At 65.3% G+C, this 20,600-nt stretch carries 18 protein-coding genes; 16 read left to right on the top strand and 2 right to left on the bottom strand.

What is annotated here, in order from left to right; genetic code table 11:
* Positions 1–23 precede the first annotated feature (23 nt).
* Positions 24–374, top strand: coding sequence for a phage holin family protein (locus AC07P1_RS05825; RefSeq protein ID WP_494694902.1), 351 nt, complete (start codon positions 24–26; stop codon positions 372–374).
* Positions 367–1,194: a methylenetetrahydrofolate reductase [NAD(P)H] gene (gene metF, locus AC07P1_RS05820; RefSeq protein WP_494694901.1), complete on the top strand. Its 828-nt coding sequence runs from the start codon at positions 367–369 to the stop codon at positions 1,192–1,194. The genes AC07P1_RS05825 and metF overlap by 8 nt, the downstream gene beginning before the upstream one ends.
* Before the next feature lie 210 nt (positions 1,195–1,404).
* Here the strand turns inward: metF and AC07P1_RS05815 are convergent, their stop codons facing one another.
* Positions 1,405–1,947 (bottom strand): 5-formyltetrahydrofolate cyclo-ligase, encoded by a 543-nt coding sequence (locus AC07P1_RS05815; RefSeq protein WP_494694900.1) that lies wholly within the window; start codon positions 1,945–1,947, stop codon positions 1,405–1,407.
* Positions 1,948–2,066: 119 nt separating this feature from the next.
* Between AC07P1_RS05815 and AC07P1_RS05810 the strand changes: the two genes are divergently transcribed.
* From AC07P1_RS05810 to AC07P1_RS05755, 12 genes are all read left to right on the top strand, one after another.
* Entirely contained in the window at positions 2,067–4,061 is a 1,995-nt protein-coding gene (locus tag AC07P1_RS05810) for a lytic transglycosylase domain-containing protein (RefSeq protein WP_494694899.1), read from the top strand.
* A 46-nt stretch (positions 4,062–4,107) separates the two neighbouring features.
* Positions 4,108–4,824: a glutathione S-transferase family protein gene (locus AC07P1_RS05805; RefSeq protein WP_494694898.1), complete on the top strand. Its 717-nt coding sequence runs from the start codon at positions 4,108–4,110 to the stop codon at positions 4,822–4,824.
* 5 nt (positions 4,825–4,829) lie between these two features.
* Positions 4,830–6,128 carry a multifunctional CCA addition/repair protein gene (locus tag AC07P1_RS05800; protein WP_494695366.1) on the top strand — a complete coding sequence of 433 codons (1,299 nt, stop codon included), beginning with the start codon at positions 4,830–4,832 and terminating at the stop codon, positions 6,126–6,128.
* Between the two features lie 64 nt (positions 6,129–6,192).
* A complete protein-coding gene (locus AC07P1_RS05795; protein ID WP_494694897.1) occupies positions 6,193–6,870 on the top strand; it encodes a GNAT family N-acetyltransferase in 678 nt (225 codons plus the stop codon).
* A 95-nt stretch (positions 6,871–6,965) separates the two neighbouring features.
* Positions 6,966–7,352, top strand: coding sequence for a JDVT-CTERM system glutamic-type intramembrane protease MrtJ (gene mrtJ, locus AC07P1_RS05790; protein WP_494694896.1), 387 nt, complete (start codon positions 6,966–6,968; stop codon positions 7,350–7,352).
* Positions 7,353–7,394: 42 nt separating this feature from the next.
* Positions 7,395–9,545, top strand: a complete 2,151-nt coding sequence (locus AC07P1_RS05785; RefSeq protein ID WP_494694895.1) for a choice-of-anchor D domain-containing protein — start codon at positions 7,395–7,397, stop codon at positions 9,543–9,545.
* Positions 9,546–9,557: 12 nt separating this feature from the next.
* Positions 9,558–10,052: a TlpA family protein disulfide reductase gene (locus AC07P1_RS05780; RefSeq protein ID WP_494694894.1), complete on the top strand. Its 495-nt coding sequence runs from the start codon at positions 9,558–9,560 to the stop codon at positions 10,050–10,052.
* Positions 10,049–10,264 (top strand): DUF4266 domain-containing protein, encoded by a 216-nt coding sequence (locus AC07P1_RS05775; RefSeq protein WP_090325633.1) that lies wholly within the window; start codon positions 10,049–10,051, stop codon positions 10,262–10,264. The genes AC07P1_RS05780 and AC07P1_RS05775 overlap by 4 nt, the downstream gene beginning before the upstream one ends.
* Before the next feature lie 13 nt (positions 10,265–10,277).
* The gene (locus AC07P1_RS05770; protein WP_494694893.1) at positions 10,278–11,459 is read left to right on the top strand and encodes a DUF3570 domain-containing protein; all 1,182 of its coding nucleotides are present in this window, start codon (positions 10,278–10,280) and stop codon (positions 11,457–11,459) included.
* Positions 11,453–12,352, top strand: coding sequence for an FAD:protein FMN transferase (locus AC07P1_RS05765; RefSeq protein ID WP_494694892.1), 900 nt, complete (start codon positions 11,453–11,455; stop codon positions 12,350–12,352). Before AC07P1_RS05770 ends, AC07P1_RS05765 begins: the two co-directional genes overlap by 7 nt.
* Positions 12,349–14,220 (top strand): protein-disulfide reductase DsbD, encoded by a 1,872-nt coding sequence (gene dsbD / locus AC07P1_RS05760; RefSeq protein WP_494694891.1) that lies wholly within the window; start codon positions 12,349–12,351, stop codon positions 14,218–14,220. Before AC07P1_RS05765 ends, dsbD begins: the two co-directional genes overlap by 4 nt.
* A 313-nt stretch (positions 14,221–14,533) precedes the next feature.
* Entirely contained in the window at positions 14,534–14,875 is a 342-nt protein-coding gene (locus AC07P1_RS05755) for a DMT family transporter (protein ID WP_315220325.1), read from the top strand.
* Positions 14,876–15,026: 151 nt separating this feature from the next.
* On the opposite strand, the gene AC07P1_RS05750 is transcribed toward AC07P1_RS05755, so the two are convergent.
* On the bottom strand, positions 15,027–15,548 hold the full coding sequence (locus tag AC07P1_RS05750) for an Lrp/AsnC family transcriptional regulator (RefSeq protein WP_090325644.1): 522 nt from the start codon (positions 15,546–15,548) through the stop codon (positions 15,027–15,029).
* 125 nt (positions 15,549–15,673) lie between these two features.
* Here AC07P1_RS05750 and hppD point away from each other — a divergent pair, with 125 nt between their 5' ends.
* Both hppD and AC07P1_RS05740 read left to right on the top strand, forming a co-directional pair.
* A complete protein-coding gene (gene hppD, locus AC07P1_RS05745; RefSeq protein WP_363500905.1) occupies positions 15,674–16,792 on the top strand; it encodes a 4-hydroxyphenylpyruvate dioxygenase in 1,119 nt (372 codons plus the stop codon).
* Positions 16,793–16,922: 130 nt separating this feature from the next.
* Positions 16,923–20,498 carry an indolepyruvate ferredoxin oxidoreductase family protein gene (locus AC07P1_RS05740; RefSeq protein WP_494694890.1) on the top strand — a complete coding sequence of 1,192 codons (3,576 nt, stop codon included), beginning with the start codon at positions 16,923–16,925 and terminating at the stop codon, positions 20,496–20,498.
* Positions 20,499–20,600: the final 102 nt, after the last annotated feature.

Here is a 20,600-nt window from a genome sequence, read left to right as displayed (position 1 = left end):
ATTTTTTGCAGCGAGACTTAGTTATGCGTTTGGTCCTTACCTGGTTAATCAATGCGGTTGCCCTGCTGGCAATTCCCTACCTGATGCATTCTGTCGATGTCACAAGCATAGGCGCAGCCCTCGTCGCGGCTTTCGTGCTGGCCCTTGTAAACACGCTGATCCGCCCCGTGTTGTTGCTGTTGACCTTGCCCGTGACCATGCTGTCGCTGGGACTGTTTATCTTCGTCATCAACGGCTTCATGTTCTGGCTGGTGGCGCAATTCGTCGACGGTTTCCACGTCGACAGCTTCCTGTCGGCGATCGGTGGCGCACTGCTGTACAGCGTGATTTCCTGGGCTCTGTCTACCTTACTTTTGAAGAACTCAGATGGCTAATCATAATTTCAGTATCGAATTCTTTCCGCCCAAGACGGCGGAAGGGGCGGAAAAGCTGCGCGTCACGCGCGCCAAGCTGTCCGAACTGAAACCCAAGTATTTTTCGGTGACCTTTGGCGCCGGCGGCAGCACGCAGCGCGGCACGCTGGACACGGTGGTCGAGATCCTGGCCGCCGGCGAGGACGCCGCGCCGCACCTGTCGTGCGTGGGCGGCACGCGCGAATCGATCCGCGCCATCCTGGCCGAATTCAAGTCGCACAACATCAAGCGCATCGTCGCGCTGCGCGGCGACCTGCCGAGCGGCTACGGCGCGTCCGGCGAATTCCGCTACGCCAACGAGCTGGTGGAGTTCATCCGCCAGGAGACCGGCGAATGGTTCCACATCGAAGTAGCGGCCTATCCCGAGGTGCACCCGCAGGCCAAGTCGCCGCAGGACGACCTGCTGGCGTTCGAGCGCAAGGTGAAGGCCGGCGCCAACGCCGCCATCACGCAGTACTTCTACAATGCCGACGCCTACTTCCAGTTCGTCGAACAGACCGGCAAGATGGGCATCAGCGTGCCTATCGTGGCCGGCATCATGCCGATCACGAACTACACGCAGCTGATGCGCTTCTCCGACATGTGCGGCGCCGAGATACCGCGCTGGGTGCGATTGAAGCTGGCCAGCTACGGCGACGACACCGCGTCGATCAAGGCGTTCGGCCTCGATGTCGTGTCGCAGTTGTGCGAGCGCCTGCTGGCCGGCGGCGCGCCGGGCCTGCACTTCTACAGCATGAACCAGGCCGCGGCGACGACGGCTTTGTGGCAACGCCTGGTGTGATGCGGGTAGAAGCGCGCATCGGAAACACGTAGGGCGGATTAGCGAAGCGTAATCGGCCATGCATGCGCCGTCGACGGCCCATACACGGCCGATTACGGCGATCCGCCTCTTAAGGCCTACCGGCAGGTAGGCCGCCTCCTTCGGTGGGCCCCCGGGGCGGATTGGCGGGCCTCGCCCGCTAATCCGCCCTACGTGATTATCGTGATCATTTCAGTTACCGACTTCGGTAATTATCCTGTCCAGCGCCACATCGTGCGCGTCGCCGTCGAACTTCACCTCCAGGCAGCTGTAGGCGATGCCCACCGTCTGCGGACGCGGCGCCCGCGCCAGCGTGCGGTCGTAAAACCCGCCGCCATAGCCCAATCGATAACCCTCCGGGTTATATCCCAGACAAGGCACCAGCAACGCCGGCGGGTACGCCGCCGCAAGCCGCAAATCCGCCGGCACCGCCACCCCCATCGCATCCTTGACCATCGCCTCGCCGATGCGCCAGTCCGCGAACTCCAGCGCCGCGTGTTTTTCCACCACCACCGGCAGCAGCAGCCGCGCGCCCAGACGCTCCAGCTCCACGTAAGCGGCCTGCAGATCCGGTTCGTCGCGCAACGGCCAATACACGCCCAGCGCGGCCGGCCGCGCCGCGCGCCACCACGCGATCACGCGCGCGCCGATGGCATGGTCCCACGCCGCCCGCGCGGCCGGGTCGAGCGCGCGCCGCGCGGTCAGCAACCGCTTGCGCAAATCGGCCTTTTGCATAGCGGCCGGGGCTATTCGTTCGATCTCGGCACGTGGTATTCTAGGGTCGCTGGTCATGGATTCATCGCCGGTCATGGATTCGGTTGTCGCTTCGTACACTGCTTAAAGAGAGTTTCACATTGATTTCCGCTTCGAAATGGATTGCCGGCGTCGTCGTCGTGGCCTGGGTTGCGTTCAACCCGTCGTATATGTCGCCGGCCCACGCCGAGGATATCGGCGCCGAGACCAAGCGGCAGGACGATGCCTTCCTGCTGATGCGCGACGCGGTGCGCCAGGACGACGCGGCCAAGGTGGATTTCTACGCGGCCCGCCTCGCCAATTATTCCATTCCTTCGTACGTCGATTATTATCGGCTTAAATCGCGCCTGAAGGACGTCCCCTACGCGGAAATCCGCGATTTCATGAAGCGCTACGAAGGCCAGGCCATCGTCGACCGCCTGCGCAACGACTGGCTGCTGGACCTGGGCCGCAAACGCGACTGGGCCACCTTCGACGAGCAGCTGCCGCTGTTCGTGCTCAATGACGACACCCAGGTCAAATGCTACGCGCTGCAATCGCGCGCGCTCAAAGGCCAGAAAGTGGCCGACGAGGCGCGCGCGCTGCTGACATCCCCGGCCGTCTACGGCGAGCCGTGCGCGGGCCTGATCGCGACCCTGTTCCAGACCGGCCAGTTCGACGCCAGCGACCTGTATGAACAACTGCGCCTGGCCGGCGAATTCAACGCCACCGGGCAGGCGCGCCGCATCGTCGCCCTGCTGGGCGGGCCGGAGAAAAAGGCGGTGCAGGCGGTCGACACGCCGGCCCTCGCACTGGCCAAGGGTCCGGGCAGCGGCCGCACCGAACATGAGATCTTCGTGGTGGCCGTCGGCCGCATGGCGAAGACCAGCGTCAAGCTGGCGGCGCTGGCGCTGGAGAAGGCGTCGTCCCAACTGACGCCGCTGGAGCGCCAGGAAGGGTGGGCGGCGATCGCGCTGCAATCGTCCTATTCGCTGGCCGACGACACCGCCGACTACTGGCGCCGTTCGAACGGCGCCAAGCTGTCCATCGACCAGATCCAGTGGAAAACCCGTATCGCGCTGCGCGCCGGCGACTGGCGCCAAGTCAAGGCCAACATCCAGGCGATGCCGGCCTCGCTGCGCGACGATCCGGCGTGGATCTACTGGATGGGTCGCGCGCTGATGGCCGAAGCCGGCGTGACCAGCCATCCGACCGGCGAGGCCGAGCGGCTGTTCCGCGGCATCTCGGACCAGCCGAACTTCTACGGCCAGCTGGCGCTGGAGGAAACCGGCAACCTGATTACCATCCCGCTGCCGGGATTGCCGATCACCCCCGCCGAGATCGCGGCGATCGCCGCCAATCCCAATTTCCAGCGTTCGCTCAAGTTCTTCGGCCTGCGTCTGCGCTTCGAGGGCACGCGCGAATGGAACTGGGGCCTGCGCGGCCTGGACGAACGCGGCTACCTGGCCGCCGCCGAATTCGCGCGCCAGAACGAGATCCTCGACCGCATGGTCAATACCTCGGACCGCACCCGCATCCAGGTCGACTACACGCAGCGCTTCCCGTCGCCGCACCACGACGTCATGCATCCGGCCACGCAGACACTGGGCCTCGACAAAGCCTGGGTGTATGGCTTGATGCGGCAGGAGTCGCGCTTCATCCTCGGCGCGCAATCGCACGTGGGCGCGTCGGGCCTGATGCAGGTGATGCCGTCGACCGCGCGCTGGGTGGCCAAGAAACTGGGCCTGACCGACTTCGCGCAGGACATGCTGACCGACGTGCGCACCAACATCATGCTGGGCACGAACTACCTGAACATGGTGCTGGGGAACATGGACGGCTCCGAGGTGCTGGCCACCGCCGCCTACAACGCCGGGCCGGGACGCTCGCGCCGCTGGCGCGCCACCCTGACCAAGCCGATCGACAGCGCCATCTTCATCGAGACCATTCCGTTCTACGAGACGCGCACCTACGTCAAGAACGTGATGTCGAACGCCACCTATTACGCGGCGCTGTTCGAGGGCCGTCCGCAATCGCTGAAGGCGCGCATCGGCACCGTCGCGCCGCGCTCCTACACCCCCGAGGAAGAACAGGAATCGAGCTACGGCTCGCGTTGACCACACGCATAGACCACACGCATTGACCACCATTTACGGACGCATCATGCAGACCACCAAACTTGATCCCAGCCTGTCGAACACCCTGACCGCCGCGCGCGAGCCGGGCCTGACGCTCATCATCGGCAACAAGAATTATTCGTCATGGTCGATGCGGCCATGGGTGGCGATGACCGCCTTCGGCATCCCGTTCCAGGAGGTACGCGTGCTGCTCGACCAGGCCGACACCGCCAACCGCATCTGCGGCTACTCGGCCAGCGGCCGCGTGCCGGTGCTGCTGGCCGGCGAAATGACGATCTGGGACAGCCTGGCGATCTGCGAGTATCTGGCCGAGCAGTTCCAGGAGCTGCACCTGTGGCCGCAGGACGTGGCCGCGCGCGCGATGGCGCGCTCGGTCTGCGCCGAGATGCACGCCGGCTTCGCCGACCTGCGCACGTCGATGTCGATGAACATCCGCGCCAGCTTCCCCGGCAAGGGCCGCACCAACGGCACGCAGGCGGACATCGGCCGCATCAGCGAGATCTGGGAGGAGTGCCTGTCGCGCTTCGGCCACCACCAGTTCCTGTTCGGCGACTTCTCGATCGCCGACGCCTACTACGCGCCGGTGGTGATGCGCTTCCGCACCTACGGCGTGTCGCTGGCGCCGGCGCTGGACGCCTACTGTCAGCGCGTGCTGGCGCATCCGGCGGTGGCGCGCTGGGTGGCCGAGGCGCTGGCCGAAACCGAAACGGCGCCCAAGCACGACGCCGAGATGCCCGACTGACCATGATGCGGATTTATGTAGTCGGCGGCGCCGTGCGCGACGAGTTGCTGGGCCTGCCGGTCAAGGACCACGACCACGTGGTGGTCGGCGCCACGCCGGACGACATGCTGGCCCAGGGCTTCCGCCCGGTCGGCAAGGACTTCCCCGTGTTCCTGCATCCGAAGACGCAGGAGGAGTACGCGCTGGCGCGCACCGAGCGCAAGACCGCGCCCGGCTACAAGGGCTTCGTGTTCCACACCTCCCCCGATGTCACGCTGGAGGAGGATTTGATCCGGCGCGACCTGACCATCAACGCCATCGCCCGCGCCGACGACGGCACCCTGACCGATCCTTTCGGCGGCCGCCGCGACATCGAGCAGCGCGTGTTCCGCCACGTCTCCGACGCCTTCGCCGAGGACCCGGTGCGCATCCTGCGCGTGGCCCGTTTCGCCGCCCGCTACAGCGACTTCCGCGTGGCGCCGGAAACCAATGCGCTGATGCGCCAGATGACGGAGCAGGGCGAGGTCGACGCGCTCGTGCCGGAGCGCGTGTGGCAGGAGCTGTCGCGCGGGCTGATGGAAGACAAGCCCTCGCGCATGCTGGAAGTGCTGCGCGACTGCGGCGCGCTGGCGCGCATCCTGCCGGAGCTCGACGCGCTGTGGGGCGTGCCGCAGCCGGAGAAGTGGCATCCCGAGATCGACACCGGCATCCACATCCTGCAGGTGATCGATTGCGCGGCGCGGGCGGGGCTGGAACTGCCGACCCGCTTCGCCTGTTTGATGCACGACCTGGGCAAGGGCGTGACGCCGTCGGCCACCTGGCCGGCGCACCACGGCCACGAGGAACTTGGCGTCAAACTGGTCGAGCAGGTGTGCAAGCGCCTCAAGGTGCCGACCGAGTGCCGCGACCTGGCGGTGATGACCGCGCGTGAACATGGCAACGTGGGCCGGGCGTTGCAACTGCGGCCCAACACCATCGTCAAACTGCTGGAACGCTGCGACGCCTTCCGCAAGCCGGCGCGCTTTTCGCAGATGCTGCTGGCGACCGAGTGCGATTCGCGCGGCCGCATCGGGCCCACGGCCAGCTATCGCGACGCGCCGTTCCCGCAGTTAGCGCATCTGGAGGCGGCGCTGGCGGCCGCGCGCGGCGTCAACGCCGGCGAGATCGCCCAGGCCAGCGCCGCCAACCCCCAGCGCATACCGGAATACGTGCACAGCGCGCGGGTGAGGGCCGTCAAAGTGGCGCTGAAGGCGGCCGACGTGGAAGGCGAGGATGCCTCTGGCATGCCGCTGCCACCGTCCGCCCCGGACGGTGGACCCGCATAAACAGGAGTACAATGGGGTCGATGCTGCGCTGCACCATGCTGCTGCACGATGTCTTTTCGCCACTATGAACTCCATTGATCTGTTCCAAAATCCGCTGCGCCGCTGGGGCAAGCACAAAGACGGCAAACACCGTCCGACGGTGCTCGTCAAGGAGCTGCAGGAGCGCGACCGCCGGCGCATGGTCAAGCACTTCCTCGAACTGGAAAGCAGCGACCGGCTGCTGCGCTTCGGCACCATGCTGCCCGACGAGCAGGTCGAGAAGTACGTCAACCACATCGATTTTTCGCGCGACATGGTGTTCGGCGTGTACAACCGCCTGTTCAAGCTGGTCGCGGTCGGCCATCTGGCCTTCGCCCCGCGCGACGAGTCCAGGAGCGCCGTCACCGAGAAGGAACGGGTGGCCGAATTCGGCGTCTCGGTCAGCAAGAGCGCGCGCGGCATGGGCGTCGGCTCCAAGCTGTTCGAGCGCGCCGCCATCCACTGTCGCAACAACGACGTCGACACCTTATATATGCACTGCCTGTCGTCGAACAAGACGATGATGCACATCGCGAAAAAAGCCGGCATGGAGATCCATCGCGACTACGGCGAGGCGGACGCCTATCTCAAACTGCCGCCGGCCAATCCCGCCAGCGTGCTGCAGGAGGCGCTGGACGAGCAATTCGCCACCCTGGACTACACCCTCAAGGCGAACAAACGCTTCGCCACCAAATGGCTCGGTCGTTTGACCGGTCGAAAATAAATCGCATTTTCTCTCACTATAGTTAGAACCTTTACCGGCTGGCCTGGAATGAACGGTCAGACAAGATACGCAAACCGGTAACCAGGCTTCCCAACGTGCCGCTGATTTCCTCACTTCTGCCCATGCCATGGGCGGCGGACGCCTTGTGCGGCGCCCAGTTGCGGGCGCCCGATCTGGGTGTTTGCCTGCGGCTGCTGGTGCTTTCGCCGCTGCTGGAGGAGTGCGTGGTCCGCGCCGGCCTGCAGGAGTGGCTGATACGGCGCTCGGCGCGGCGGCAGGAGCTTGGGTGGGCCTGGCCGGTGCTGGTGTCGACGGCCGCTTTCGGCCTGCTGCACCTGGGCTCCGGCTGGCAGGCCGCCGTCGCGGTGCTGCTACCGGGGCTGGCGCTGGCGCTGCTCTACCAGCGCACCCGCAACTGGTGGTGGTGCGCGCTGATGCACAGCGCGTTCAATGCCTTTGCTATCTCTGTCTGCGGTTTATAGATCTATTTGGATCAATTTCAAGATCAACTTCAGGAGAGTGGCATGACAGGTTTAACGTGGGAATTCCGGCTGCGGCACGCGGCGGCAGCGGCGCTGCTATTGGGACTGGCTTCGCAATCGGCGTACGCGCAAAACGCATTGAACGGCCGGACCCTGTATCAGAACGGTCCCGTCGGCGGCGGCGGCACCTGCGTCGCCTGTCATGGCCCCTCACCGGCCAACAACGTCAGTAACATCCAGCGCGCCGCCAATCAGCCGTCCGTCATCGCCGCCGCCATCGCCCGTAACGCCGGTGGCGGCATGGGCCAGTTCGCCGGCCGCTTCAGCTCCGCCGAACTGGCGGACATCGCAGCCTATATCGGCAATCCGAACGTGACGGCGGCGCCGGCCGCGTCGCTGACGCCGTCCAGCCTGGCCTTCACCGGCACCAGCATCGGCCAGACCAGCGCCCCGCTGAGCGCCACCCTGAGCAACACCGGCAACGCCGCCCTCAATATCGGCAACATCTCGCTGGGCGGCGCGGCCGCCGGCGACTACACGCTGGCCGGCGGCACCTGCGCCAACGGCGCGGCCATCGCGGCCGGCGCCAACTGCACCGTGCAAGCCAGCTTCCGTCCGACGGTGGCCGGCGCGCGCGCCGCCACCCTGACCATCACCCATAACGCCACCGGCGGCAGCAGCGCCGTGGCCCTGAGCGGCACCGGCAACGCCACGCCGCAGGCGACCATCGCGTTGTCGGCGCAGAGCGTCGACTTCGGCGCACAGTTGACCGGCGCCGCGTCGGCCGTCTCCACCATCAATGTCACCAACAGCGGCCAAGCCCCGCTGACCTTCAGCTCCATCGCGCTGGGCGGCGCCAACGCCAACATCTTCACGTTGGGCGGTAGCTGCGCGGTGGCCACGCCATTGGCGGCCGCCGCCAGCTGCACCGTCACGGTACTGGCCACGCCCACCGCCGCCGGCCCATTCGCCGCCAGCCTGACCCTGGCCTCCAACGCCGCCAACGGCAACGCCACGGTGGGTCTGTCGGGCACCGCCTCGGCCGCCGCGCCGGCGCTGACGGCCACGCCGTCCGCGCTGGCCTTCGGCCTGCGCACCATCAGCTCCCCGGCCACCTTGCAGTCGGTGGTGCTGGCCAATACCGGTAACGTCGCCGTCGCCTTCACGCGCGTCGCGCTGACCGGATCGAGCAGCTTCACCATCGCCGGCAGCGACTGCGGCGCCACCCTGGCCGTCGGCGCCAGCTGCTCGGTACCGGTGCGCTTCGCGCCGACCGCCGACGGCGCGGTCACCTCCACCCTGGGCGTGACCTCCAACGCGGCGGCCGTGCAAGTGGCCATCACCGGCAGCGGCACCACGCAATCGGTCGGCATCCCGGTGTTGTCCGAGACCGGCCCGATCGCCTTCGCCGACACGCAAGTCGGCGCCAGCGCGGCCGAGCACACCACGACCTTGAACAACACCGGCAGCGCGGCGGTACGTATCTCGACCCTGACCCTGGGCGGCAGCCAGCCTGGCGATTTCGTCACCGGCGGCACCTGCGCGGCCAACGCCGCCGTCAGCGCCGGCGCCAGCTGCACCATCACCACCGTCTTCCGTCCGACGGCGGCCGGCGCCCGCAGCGCAAGCCTGCTGCTGGTGACCGACGCCGGTGCCCAGTTCACGCTGCCGCTGAGCGGCAACGGCGTGGCGGTCGCGGTCAGCGCTCCTTCGCTGGGACTGAACCCGCAAAGCTTCGACTTCGGCGCCGTCACGATCGGCGCGGCGGCTCCAACCCGTCGCTTCACCTTGACCAACAGCGGCTCGGCGCCACTGACCCTGGCCAGCGCCACCTTCAGCGGGCCGTTCGCCGCCGTCGCCGACAGCACCGGCTGCGCCGCCTTCCCGTTCACCTTGCAACCCGGCGCCACCTGCGACCTGGTGGTGCGCTACACCCCGGTCAACGCCGGCGGCAACAGCGGCAACGTCGTGATCCAGTCCAACGTGGCCGGCAGCAGCTGGACCATCGCCCTGAACGGCCAGGCCAACGCCGCACCGTCCAACGCCGCGCCGCAAAACGCCGGTGGCGGCGGTTGCTCGGCCTCGCAAAGCGTCAACGATCCGATGCTGGCATTGCTGGCCATGCTGTCGCTTGGCGTGATCGTGTGGCGCCGTCGTCGCAGCGGCAGCAGCCGTACCGGCGATCAAAACTAACCTGGAGCCATTATGAAAATCAAAGCGATATCGATATTGTTGGCCGCCGCGCTGAGCGCATCGTCCGCCTTCGCGCTGGAGAAGGGCGCATCCGCGCCGCAGTTCGACCTGCAGGGCATGGACGGCGCCGTCCAGCTGGCGAAGTTGACCGGCAAGGTGGTGTACGTGGACTTTTGGGCCTCGTGGTGCGGCCCGTGCCGCCAGTCGTTCCCGTGGATGAACGAGATGCAGGCCAAATACGGCCCGCGCGGATTCCAGATCGTCGGCATCAATGTCGACGCCAAGAGCGAGGACGCCAAGACCTTCCTGGCGACGACGCCGGCCAAGTTCACCATCGCCTTCGATCCGAAGGGCGCCACCCCGCGCCAGTACGGCATCAAGGGCATGCCGAGCAGCGTGTTGATCGGGCCTGACGGCAAGGTCCTGCTGGAGCACTCGGGCTTCCGCGACGCCGACCGCGCCGAGCTGGAAGCGAAGATTCAATCCGCATTGGGAGCCGCCAAATGAAAACCCTGATCGCCCTGGCGCTGGCCGCCAGCCTGTCCGGCTGCGCCTCGTTCGGCAATGTCCAGCCTTGGGAAAAAGGCACGCTGGCCAAGCCCGAGATGACCTTCAACGACGGCGGTTTGTTCAGCCGTTACGACGACCATATCTACACCAGCCGCGAGTCCTCGTCGGGCGGCGCCGGTGTCGGTGGTGGCGGCTGCGGTTGCAACTGAAATGGAATCTCCTATGACGAGCAAAGAAATCACCATGCATGACGACGGCCAGCCGTCGAGGTCGCCATCCCCGGTGCCATCGCTGGCGGGTTCGATCCTGGCGGCGGCGCTGATGCTGCCGGGCGTGCAGGCCCACGCGGAGGCGCCGCCGACCAATGGCGTGATCAGCATCGGCTATCTGGACTACCGCGATAGCCAGTCCAACATGGACCGCATCCGCGTGCACGCGCCGTCGGTGTCCATCATGGCGCCGGTGGCCGGCGTCTGGAGCATCAGCGCCTCGGCGGTGACCGACGACGTGTCGGGCGCCTCGCCGCGCTACCACACGGCCGTCTCCGGCGCCTCGCGCATGAGCGACGACCGCAAGGCCGGCGACGTCTCGCTCAAGCGTTACCTCGATCGCGGCAGCGTGTCGGTCGGCGCCAGCTATTCGACCGAGCATGACTACGTGTCGCGCGCGCTGTCGCTGCAGGGCACCTTCGAGAGCGAGGACCGCAACACCACGTGGTCGGCGGGCATCGGCCGCGCCAACGACGAGATCAATTCCACCGGCGGCGCCGTCGTCGGCGAGAAAAAGAACACCACCAACCTGTTGGTCGGCGTGACCCAGGTGCTGACCAAGAACGACGTGGTGCAACTGACCTTGGCGCACGACCGTGGCCGTGGCTTCTTCTCCGATCCGTACAAGGCTTTCGACAACCGTCCGCGCAGCCGCAACGAGAACACCGTGCTGCTGCGCTGGAACCACCACGTTGAATCGACCGGTGGCATCAGCCGCACCTCTTACCGCTATTATCGCGACAGCTTCGGCGTGCGCGGACATACGCTGTCGCAGGAATACGTGCAGCCGCTGTCGCAGGGCTGGACCGTGACGCCGGAGGTGCGCCTCTACACGCAAAGCGCGGCGGACTTCTACTACGACCCGGTCTACGATCCGGTGTTCGGCACGCCGTTCCCGCCGGGCTTCAACGCCGCCAATCCGGGCTTGTCTTCGGCGGACCAGCGCCTGTCGGGATTCGGCGCGGTGACCGTGGGGCTCAAGGTCAGCAAGCAGATCGACAAGCTGTGGTCGGTCGACGTCAAGGCCTCGGCCTACCAGCAGCGCGGCAGCTGGCGCGCTTTCCACTCCGGCAGCCCGGGACTCGATACGCTGCGGGCGCAGACCTTCCAGATCGCGGTCAACCGGCAATGGTAGACGCGATCCACCGCACCGCGTTCGACGCGATGGCCAGCCGATGCGAGATTCGGCTGGCCGCGCCCGACGCCCACACGGCCGAACTGCTGTCGCGGCAGGCCGTGGCGGAGGTGCGGAGGATCGAAGAGAAGTATTCGCGCTACCGGCCCGACAGCATCGTCTCGCGGGTCAACGCGGCGGCGGGCAGGGAGCCGGTGGCTTGCGACAAGGAGACCATGGCGCTGATGTCCTACGCCGCCGCGTTGTACGGCGCCAGCGAGGGACTGTTCGACATCACCTCCGGCGTGCTGCGCAAGGCCTGGGATTTCCGCCGGCCGAGCGTGCCGACGGCGGAGGTGCTGGAGCCTTTGCTGGCGCTGGTCGGTTGGCAAAAGGTGGCCTGCGAGGGTGAGCAAGTCCATCTGCGCGAAGCCGGCATGGAAATCGACTTCGGCGGCTTCGGCAAGGAATACGCGGCCGACCGCGCGGCGGCCTTGCTGATCGAGGCCGGCGTGCGGCACGGGTATGTGAACCTGGGCGGCGACATGCGCTTCATCGGCCCCCGGCTGGACGGCCGCCCTTGGAGCATCGGCATACAGGACCCGCGCGATCCGGACGCGGTGGTGGCCAGTATTCCGATCAGCCAGGGGGCGCTGGCCACCAGCGGCGACTACGAGCGTTATTTTGAACTGGATGGGCAGCGTTACTGCCACATCCTCGATCCGCGCACCGGCATGCCGGTGCGGCACTGGCGCTCGGTGAGCGTGATGGCGCCGATGGCGATAGCTGCCGGTAGTTGTTCGACGATCGCCATGCTGAAACAGCAGGGCGGAATCAATTTTCTGAACGCCTCCGACATGGGTTATTTGACCGTCGATGATCAGGGGCAGATGTTGTATAGGGATATCTCATGAAACGACAAAAATGGATGGTGCGTTTGCAGATGCTGGCGACGATGCTGGTGGCGCTCATCGCGCTGTTTGCGGGTAGCCAGGTGCGGGCGGGCGATTTTCTCGAACCGGACCAGGCCTTCAAGCTGAGCGCCGAGGCGCTTGACGCCAAGACCGTGCGGCTGACGTGGAAGATCGCCAAGGACTACCACTTGTACCGCGATCGTCTGAGCTTCAACGCGGCCGACGGCGCGCAGGTGACGGCGCCGGTGCTGCCGAACGGCATACGCAAGTTCGACACCAATTTCAACAAGGAGATGGAAACCTACCAGGACACGCTGGTGGTCGATCTCCCCGTCGCGGCCAAGGAGCCGTACACGCTGCTGGTCGGTTACCAGGGCTGCGCGGACGCCGGCCTGTGTTACTCGCCGGCGGAGCAAAGCTACCGCGTCGATCCGAGGAAGCCCGGCAAGCTGACGCCGATCGACCCGGCCGCCCTGGACGCGGCGACCGCCGCCGCTCCCGTCTCCCCGGCATCCGCCGCGGCATCGGCTTCGGCCGCCCCCACCGCCGCCGCTCCGGAAGACGATAGCTCGCTGGCCCAGCGCACGCTGCAAAGCGGCAGCGCGTGGCGCATCGGCCTGGCCTTCCTGGTCTTCGGCCTGCTGCTGTCCTTCACGCCATGCGTGCTGCCGATGGTCCCGATCCTATCGTCGATCATCGTCGGCGAAGGCAATGTCTCGCGTGGCCGCGGCTTCATGCTGGCGCTGGCGTACAGCCTTGGCATGGCGCTGGTCTACACCTCGCTCGGCGTCGGCGCCGGCCTGGCCGGGGAAGGACTGGCCGCCGCGCTGCAAAAACCGTGGGTGCTGCTGACGTTCGGCGCCTTGCTGTTCACGCTGGCGTTGTCGATGTTCGACGTCTACCAGCTGCAACTGCCGAGTAGCCTGCAAAGTCGCCTGAGCTCCACCAGCGGCAATATGGGCGGTGGCAAATTCGCCGGCGTGTTCGTCATGGGCGCCCTGTCGGCGCTGATCGTCGGCCCGTGCGTGGCCGGTCCGCTGGCCGGCGCGCTGCTCTACATCAGCCAGACGCGCAACGTCTGGACCGGTGGCTGGGCGCTGTTCTCGATGGCGGTCGGCATGAGCGTGCCGCTGCTGCTGACGGGTATCTCGGCCGGCAGCCTGCTGCCGCGCGCCGGCGCCTGGATGAACGGCGTCAAAAAACTTTTCGGCCTGCTGCTGATCGCGGTCGCCATCTGGATGGTCACGCCGGTGTTCTCGGTGACCGTGATGATGGTCATGTGGGGCGTGTTCGCGCTGCTGTGCGCCATGTTCCTGCACGTGTTCGACGGTATTCCGAAGGGCGCGGGGTTGGGCGCCTATGTCGGCAAGACGCTGGGCCTGGCCTTCCTGCTGGTCGGCCTGTTCGAACTGACCGGGGCGGCCAGCGCCGGGCGCGACGTGCTGCAGCCGCTGGGCCACCTGACCGTCGCCCGCGCCGAGGGTGGCGCCGGTGGTGGCGCCGCCGGCGGCGAGGCGCACTTCACGCGCATCAAGACGCTGGCCGAACTGGATCAGATCCTGGCCACCAGCACCAAGCCGGTGATGCTGGACTTCTACGCCGACTGGTGCGTGGCGTGCAAGGAAATGGAGCGGTTCACGTTCTCCAAGCCGGCCGTCAACGGCAAGATGAAGGAGGTGATGCTGTTGCAAGTGGACGTCACCGCCAACAACGCCGACGACAAGGCGCTGATGAAGCGTTTCGGATTGTTCGGGCCACCGGGCCTGATCTTCTTCAACGGCGGCAAGGAGATTCCGAACAGCCGCGTGATCGGCTTCCTGGCGGCCGAGCCGTTCCTGCAGCACCTGAACCGCCACTTCACCTCTTGAAGTTCACCTGATCCCATGTGGCGGTTAGCGGGCAAGGCCCGCTAACCGCCCGGGGCCCATCGAAGCAGCGTGCGCAGCACGCAATCCATCCTCCCGTCATCGCATGGAGCCGGCCGTCCCCCACGGTCACGGCTCGACCTGCACTAAAAAAGTACTTTTTAGAGCATGGCGGACGAAAATCCGGTCCGCGAGCAAATGGCGTAAAATCCCACCTGCTTTCAAGCAGAAACTCCACGTCGTGGCGACTATTACGCTTGCTGCGCCGTCGCCTTTCAATTCGCGATTTCCTTCGCTCACTCTTCGATGAGATCAAATGATTTTTATATTAGGAGGATACATCTGGTGCGCCGTTGCCGGTTTGTTTAGCGCGCTCGCGACGGTGATGATAAAAATATCCGCCAGCCATTCCGAACCAAGCATCGCTATCAAACTCTACTGGCTGGCCGGCGCGATGGCGTGCTATGTCGCCGGCTTTGGCGCATACCGTCTTGCACTAGCCAAGACCGACATTACCGTTGCCTATCCGGTGATGACGATTGTAACCATGACGTTGATTGCGTTCGCCGGGAGGTTGATATTCGGGGAGGCGCTAAGCGTCTATAAGGTGATCGGCATGTTGCTGCTATGTGTTTCCTGCGTGCTGCTGACAAAATAACCCGCATGTAACAGCGCGGACAATCTCCTGGTTGACCGTAAATTATGCAAGAATCCAAGGTACAAAACCGACCCTGCCAGCATTACCATTATTTTGGTATGCGTGGGACTGGCCGGGTTGGCGGCGGCGATATAACCGGCTACGCTCCGGCTTACACCAGCGGCAGGGCCGTCGTGTCCTTGATGCGCTGCAGGGCGAAGCTCGATTTCACGTCCAGCACCGCCGGGTGGCGCAGCAAGGTCGCCATCATGAAGCGCGAGAAGTGGTCCATGTCCTCGACATGCACGCGCAGCAGGTAATCCATCTCCCCCGTCATCGCGTAGCAAGCCACCACCTCCGGCCACTGCTCGACCGAGACCGCGAAGTCGGCGCGCGGCGAGGCCGGCGCGTTCTGCGCGCCCAGCGCCCGCGCGTTGCTGTGTGCGGCCGCGTCGCTGTGCTTCTCCAGCCGCACGTTCACATAGGCCAGCAGCCCCAGGCCGATCTTGTCCGGGTCCAGCAGCGCCACGTACTGGCGGATCACGCCCGCTTCCTCCAGCCGCTTGATGCGGCGCAGGCACGGCGACGGCGACAGCGCGACCAGCTCGGCGACGTCCTGGTTCGACAGCCGGCCGTCGGCCTGCAAGATGGACAGAATCTTACGGTCGGTTTTATCCAGCGCAATTTTGGTCATAAATCCCTCGATAATTCAGTGTTGAGGCAATATTATTGCGCAAAATGGCCGTGGGCGGGAATTGTTTGCAATTTAATGCCCGGTGGGCGGGACTATACTGGCGCTATTCTAACGAGGAGACACGCATGCAATTCCAGCCTTGGGACAACCCGATGGGAACCGACGGTTTCGAGTTTGTCGAATACGCCGCCCCCGATCCGAAAGCGCTCGGCGCGCTGTTCGAGCGCATGGGCTTCACCGCCATCGCCCGCCACCGTCACAAGGATGTGACGCTGTACCGCCAGGGCGGCATCAACTTCATCATCAACGCCGAGCAGGATTCGTTCGCCCAACGCTTCGCGCGCCACCACGGCCCGTCCGTGTGCGCGATCGCCATCCGCGTGCAGGACGCGGCGGCCGCCTACAAGCGCGCGCTGGACCTGGGCGCCTGGGGCTTCGACAACAAGACCGGTCCGATGGAGCTGAACATCCCCGCCATCAAGGGCGTGGGCGACTCGCTGATCTATCTGGTCGACCGCTGGCGTGGCAAGAATAGTGGAGAGCAGGGCGCCATCGGCGACATCAGCATCTACGACGTCGACTTCGTCGCCATCCCCGGCGCGGACGCCAACCCGGTCGGCAATGGCCTGACCTATATCGACCACCTGACCAACAACGTCCATCGCGGCCGCATGAAGGAATGGGCGGACTTCTACGAGAAGATGTTCAACTTCCGCGAAGTGCGCTACTTCGACATCGAGGGCAAGCTGACCGGCCTGAAGTCGAAAGCCATGACCTCCCCGTGCGGCAAGGTGCGCATCCCGATCAACGAATCGTCGGACGACAAATCGCAGATCGCCGAGTATCTGGACGAGTATCACGGCGAAGGCATCCAGCACATCGCGCTGGGCACCGACGATATCTACACCTCGATCGAGAAGATGAAGACGACCGGCATCGCCTTCCAGGACACCATCGAGACTTACTATGAGCTGGTCAACCGCCGCCTGCCGGGCCATGGCGAGCGCCTGGAAGACCTGCGCCGCCTGCGCATCCTGATCGATGGCCACAGCAACGAGAACGAGCGCGAACTGCTGCTGCAGATCTTCACGCAGAACGTGATCGGCCCGATCTTCTTCGAGATCATCCAGCGCAAGGGCGACCAGGGCTTCGGCGAGGGTAACTTCCGGGCGTTGTTCGAATCGATCGAATTGGATCAGATTAAGCGCGGCGTGCTGCAAGACCCGGGCAAAACGCCAGCTTAAGGCATATAGTAGTAAAAAACGCAGCAAAAACCGCCGGTAGCACCGCATAGAACGGAGCACCGGCAATCGCGCGGCAGGGGCCTATCCGGTCATGCCGCGTTCAGTATTTCAGAGAATATTGGAGACATCAATGAACGCACCTCACAAGGGTACGCTGCTGGACCCGGGCACCCACTCGGACGACATTTCGCTGGACGATAAATGGACGCTGGAGCGCGGCCGCGCCTTCATGACCGGCACCCAGGCGCTGATCCGCCTGCCGATGATGCAGCGCGAACGCGACCTCAAGGCGGGCCTCAACACCGCCGGCTACATCACCGGCTATCGCGGCTCGCCGGTCACCAGCGTCGACATGACGGCGATGAAGGCCAAGAAGTACCTCGACGCCCATCACGTCAAGTTCCACCCCGGGATGAACGAGGACCTGGCCGCCACGGCGGTGTGGGGCACGCAGCAGACCAACCTTTTCAAGGACGCCAAGTACGACGGCGTCTTCTCGATGTGGTACGGCAAAGGCCCCGGCGTCGACCGCTGCGGCGATGTCTTCAAACACGCCAACAACGCCGGCTCCGCGAAGCACGGCGGCGTGCTGGTACTGGCCGGCGACGACCACGCGGCCAAATCCTCGTCCACCGCCCACCAGTCGGACCACATCCTCAACGCCTGCGGCATCCCGGTGCTGTATCCGTCGTCGGTGCAGGAGTACATCGACTACGGCCTGCATGCCTGGGCCATGAGCCGCTACACCGGCCTGTGGGTGTCGATGAAGTGCGTGACCGACATCATCGAGTCCGGCGCCGTGGTGGACTTCGACCCGGACCGCGTGCAGATCCAGCTACCGACCGACTTCGAACTACCGGCCGGCGGCCTCAATATCCGCTGGCCCGACACCGTGCTCGATATGGAAGTGCGGATGAACAGCTACAAGTGGTACGCCGCGCTGGCCTATGCGCGCGCCAATAAGCTCAACAAGATCATCTGGGACAGCCCGAAGCCGAAGATCGGCATCATCACCGCCGGCAAATCGTACCTGGACACGCGCCAGGCGCTGGCCGACCTGGGCATCGACGAGCAGGCCGCCGCAGACATCGGCATCCGCCTGTACAAGATCGGCATGACCTGGCCGTTGGAGGCGGACGGCGTGCACGAATTCGCCAAGGGCCTCGACGAGATCCTGGTGGTGGAAGAGAAGCGCCAGATCCTCGAGTACGCGCTCAAGGAGGAGCTGTACAACCTGCCGGACGGCCAGCGTCCGCGCGTGGTCGGCAAGTTCGACGACACCGGCGAATGGAGCAACAAGGGCAAGACGGGGCACGGCGACTGGCTGCTGCCGGCAACCTATGAATTGAACCCGGCGCAGATCGCGCGCGCCATCGCCTCGCGCATCGCCCACTACTGCGACGGCCATCCTGTCGCGGAGCGCGTCAAGCAGCGCGTCGCCTTCCTTGAGGCGAAGGAGCTGGCGTTGAAGACGCTGCCGACCAAGGCCAATCCGGACACCGACCGCACGCCGTACTTCTGCTCCGGTTGCCCGCACAATTCGTCGACCAAGGTGCCGGAAGGCTCGCGCGCGCTGGCCGGCATCGGCTGCCATTACATGGTGCTGTGGATGGACCGCGAAACGTCGACCTTCACCCACATGGGCGCGGAGGGCGTGACCTGGGTCGGCCAGGCGCCGTTCACCAACGAGAAGCACGTCTTCACCAACCTGGGCGACGGCACCTACTTCCACTCCGGGATACTGGCGATCCGCGCGGCGGTGGCGGCCAAGGTCAATATCACCTACAAGATCCTGTTCAACGACGCCGTGGCCATGACCGGCGGCCAGGCCTTCGACGGTCCGCTCGACCCGGGCATGATCTCGCGCCAGATCGCGGCCGAAGGCGTGACGCCGATCATCGTCGTCACCGACGAACCGGAAAAATACCCGTCCGATTACAAATGGGCGGAAGGCGTCACCGTGCGCCACCGCAGCGAATTGATGGACGTGCAGCGCGAACTGCGCGACAAGCCGGGCGTGTCGGCGATGATCTACGACCAGACCTGCGCGTCCGAGAAGCGCCGCCGCCGGAAGCGCAACGAATATCCCGATCCGGCCAAGCGCGCCGTCATCAACGAAGCCGTCTGCGAAGGCTGCGGCGACTGCTCGGTGCAGTCGAACTGCCTGTCGGTGGAGCCGCTGGAGACGGAGCTGGGGCGCAAGCGCCAGATCAACCAGTCGTCGTGCAACAAGGACTTCTCTTGCACCACCGGCTTCTGTCCGAGTTTCGTGACGGTCGAAGGCGGGGCGCTGAAGAAGCCGAAGAAGGCGGCCACCGGCGACTCTCCTGCCGCTGTGTTGCCGATGCCGTCGCTGCCGTCGACGGACACGCCGTACGGCATCCTGATCACCGGTATCGGCGGCACCGGCGTGGTGACCGTCGGCCAGATCCTGGCGGTGGCGGCGCACGTCGAAGGCAAGGGCGCCATCGTGCTGGACATGAGCGGACTGGCGCAAAAGGGCGGTCCGGTGATGTCGCATGTGCGCCTGGCCGACAACCAGGCCGATTTGCACTCGACCCGCGTCGGCACCGGCAGCGCCGATCTGGTGATCGGCTGCGACTTGATCGTCACCGCCAGCCGCGACGCCCTGTCGCGCATGGGTGAGGGCCGCACGCACGCGATGATCAACTCGACCGGTTCGTCCACCGCCGCCTTTGTCAAGAATCCGGACTGGCAGTTCCCGGACGCCGGCTCGCGCGGCGAGATCGTGCGCGCTTGCGGTAACGACTTGGTGGATTTCGTCGACGCCGGCCAGATCGCCACCGCGTTGATGGGCGATTCGATCGCCACCAACATGTTCATGCTGGGCTATGCGTTCCAGAAGGGCCATGTGCCGCTGAGCGAAGCGTCCATTATCAAGGCGATCGAGTTGAACGCGATCTCGGTCAACTTCAACAAGGCCGCCTTCCATTGGGGCCGCACGGCCGCGCATGATCTGGGTTCGGTCACCAAGTTGACCACGCCGGCGAAGGTGATCGAGTTCAAACGTACCCAGACCCTGGACGACATCGTCAACCGCCGCGTCGAGCTGCTGACCGCTTACCAGAACGCCGATTATGCGCAGCAGTACAAGGCGTTTGTCGAGCAGGTGCGCGCCGAGGAAGTGAAGCTGGGCAAGTCGACCCGTTTGAGTGAGGCCGTGGCGCGCTACTACTACAAGCTGATGGCGTACAAGGACGAGTATGAAGTCGCGCGCCTGTACACCGACGGCGCGTTCCAGCAGAAGATCGCCGGCATGTTCGAGGGCGACATCAAGCTCAAGTTCCACCTGGCGCCGCCGCTGTTGGCCAAGCATGACGCGCAGGGGCGGTTGATCAAGCAGGAATTCGGCCCGTGGATGATGAAGGCGTTCGGCGTGCTGGCCAAATTCAAAGGCTTGCGCGGCACGGCGCTGGATGTCTTCGGCTACACGGCCGAGCGCAAGATGGAGCGCGCGTTGATCGGCGAGTATCGCCAGACGGTGGCCTCGCTGCTGCCTAAGCTGACGGCGGAGAACCTGGCGCAGGCGGTGGCCATCGCCAGCATCCCCGAGGATATTCGCGGTTACGGCCACGTGAAGGAGCGGCACCTGAAGTCGGCCAAGCAGAAGGAGGCGACGTTGTTGGCCGCTTTCGGCAAGCCGGTCGCGCCGGTGCCGGTTGATAACCATACGCACGCCGCCTAACTCACAATGTGAGTCACTTCTCAAACACGTAGGGCGGATTAGCGAAGCGTAATCGGCCAATGCATGCGTCACAAACGGCGCATGCATGGCCGATTACGGCGT

It is taken from the genome of Duganella sp. GW821-FHT07F09, assembly GCF_059418705.1.
The sequence above is the reverse complement of the archived record's forward strand: the minus strand, read 5'-3'. Positions and strand labels throughout refer to the sequence as shown.

Coding starts and splice junctions, on each gene's coding strand:
- AC07P1_RS05765 (WP_494694892.1), top strand. CDS start 11,453: ATGGTAGACGCGATCCACCGCACCGCGTTCGACGCGATGGCCAGCCGA.
- AC07P1_RS05775 (WP_090325633.1), top strand. CDS start 10,049: ATGAAAACCCTGATCGCCCTGGCGCTGGCCGCCAGCCTGTCCGGCTGC.
- metF (WP_494694901.1), top strand. CDS start 367: ATGGCTAATCATAATTTCAGTATCGAATTCTTTCCGCCCAAGACGGCG.
- hppD (WP_363500905.1), top strand. CDS start 15,674: ATGCAATTCCAGCCTTGGGACAACCCGATGGGAACCGACGGTTTCGAG.
- AC07P1_RS05800 (WP_494695366.1), top strand. CDS start 4,830: ATGCGGATTTATGTAGTCGGCGGCGCCGTGCGCGACGAGTTGCTGGGC.
- AC07P1_RS05815 (WP_494694900.1), bottom strand. CDS start 1,947: ATGCAAAAGGCCGATTTGCGCAAGCGGTTGCTGACCGCGCGGCGCGCG.
- AC07P1_RS05785 (WP_494694895.1), top strand. CDS start 7,395: ATGACAGGTTTAACGTGGGAATTCCGGCTGCGGCACGCGGCGGCAGCG.
- AC07P1_RS05755 (WP_315220325.1), top strand. CDS start 14,534: ATGATTTTTATATTAGGAGGATACATCTGGTGCGCCGTTGCCGGTTTG.
- AC07P1_RS05750 (WP_090325644.1), bottom strand. CDS start 15,548: ATGACCAAAATTGCGCTGGATAAAACCGACCGTAAGATTCTGTCCATC.
- AC07P1_RS05825 (WP_494694902.1), top strand. CDS start 24: ATGCGTTTGGTCCTTACCTGGTTAATCAATGCGGTTGCCCTGCTGGCA.
- AC07P1_RS05740 (WP_494694890.1), top strand. CDS start 16,923: ATGAACGCACCTCACAAGGGTACGCTGCTGGACCCGGGCACCCACTCG.
- AC07P1_RS05770 (WP_494694893.1), top strand. CDS start 10,278: ATGACGAGCAAAGAAATCACCATGCATGACGACGGCCAGCCGTCGAGG.
- dsbD (WP_494694891.1), top strand. CDS start 12,349: ATGAAACGACAAAAATGGATGGTGCGTTTGCAGATGCTGGCGACGATG.
- AC07P1_RS05805 (WP_494694898.1), top strand. CDS start 4,108: ATGCAGACCACCAAACTTGATCCCAGCCTGTCGAACACCCTGACCGCC.
- AC07P1_RS05795 (WP_494694897.1), top strand. CDS start 6,193: ATGAACTCCATTGATCTGTTCCAAAATCCGCTGCGCCGCTGGGGCAAG.
- AC07P1_RS05780 (WP_494694894.1), top strand. CDS start 9,558: ATGAAAATCAAAGCGATATCGATATTGTTGGCCGCCGCGCTGAGCGCA.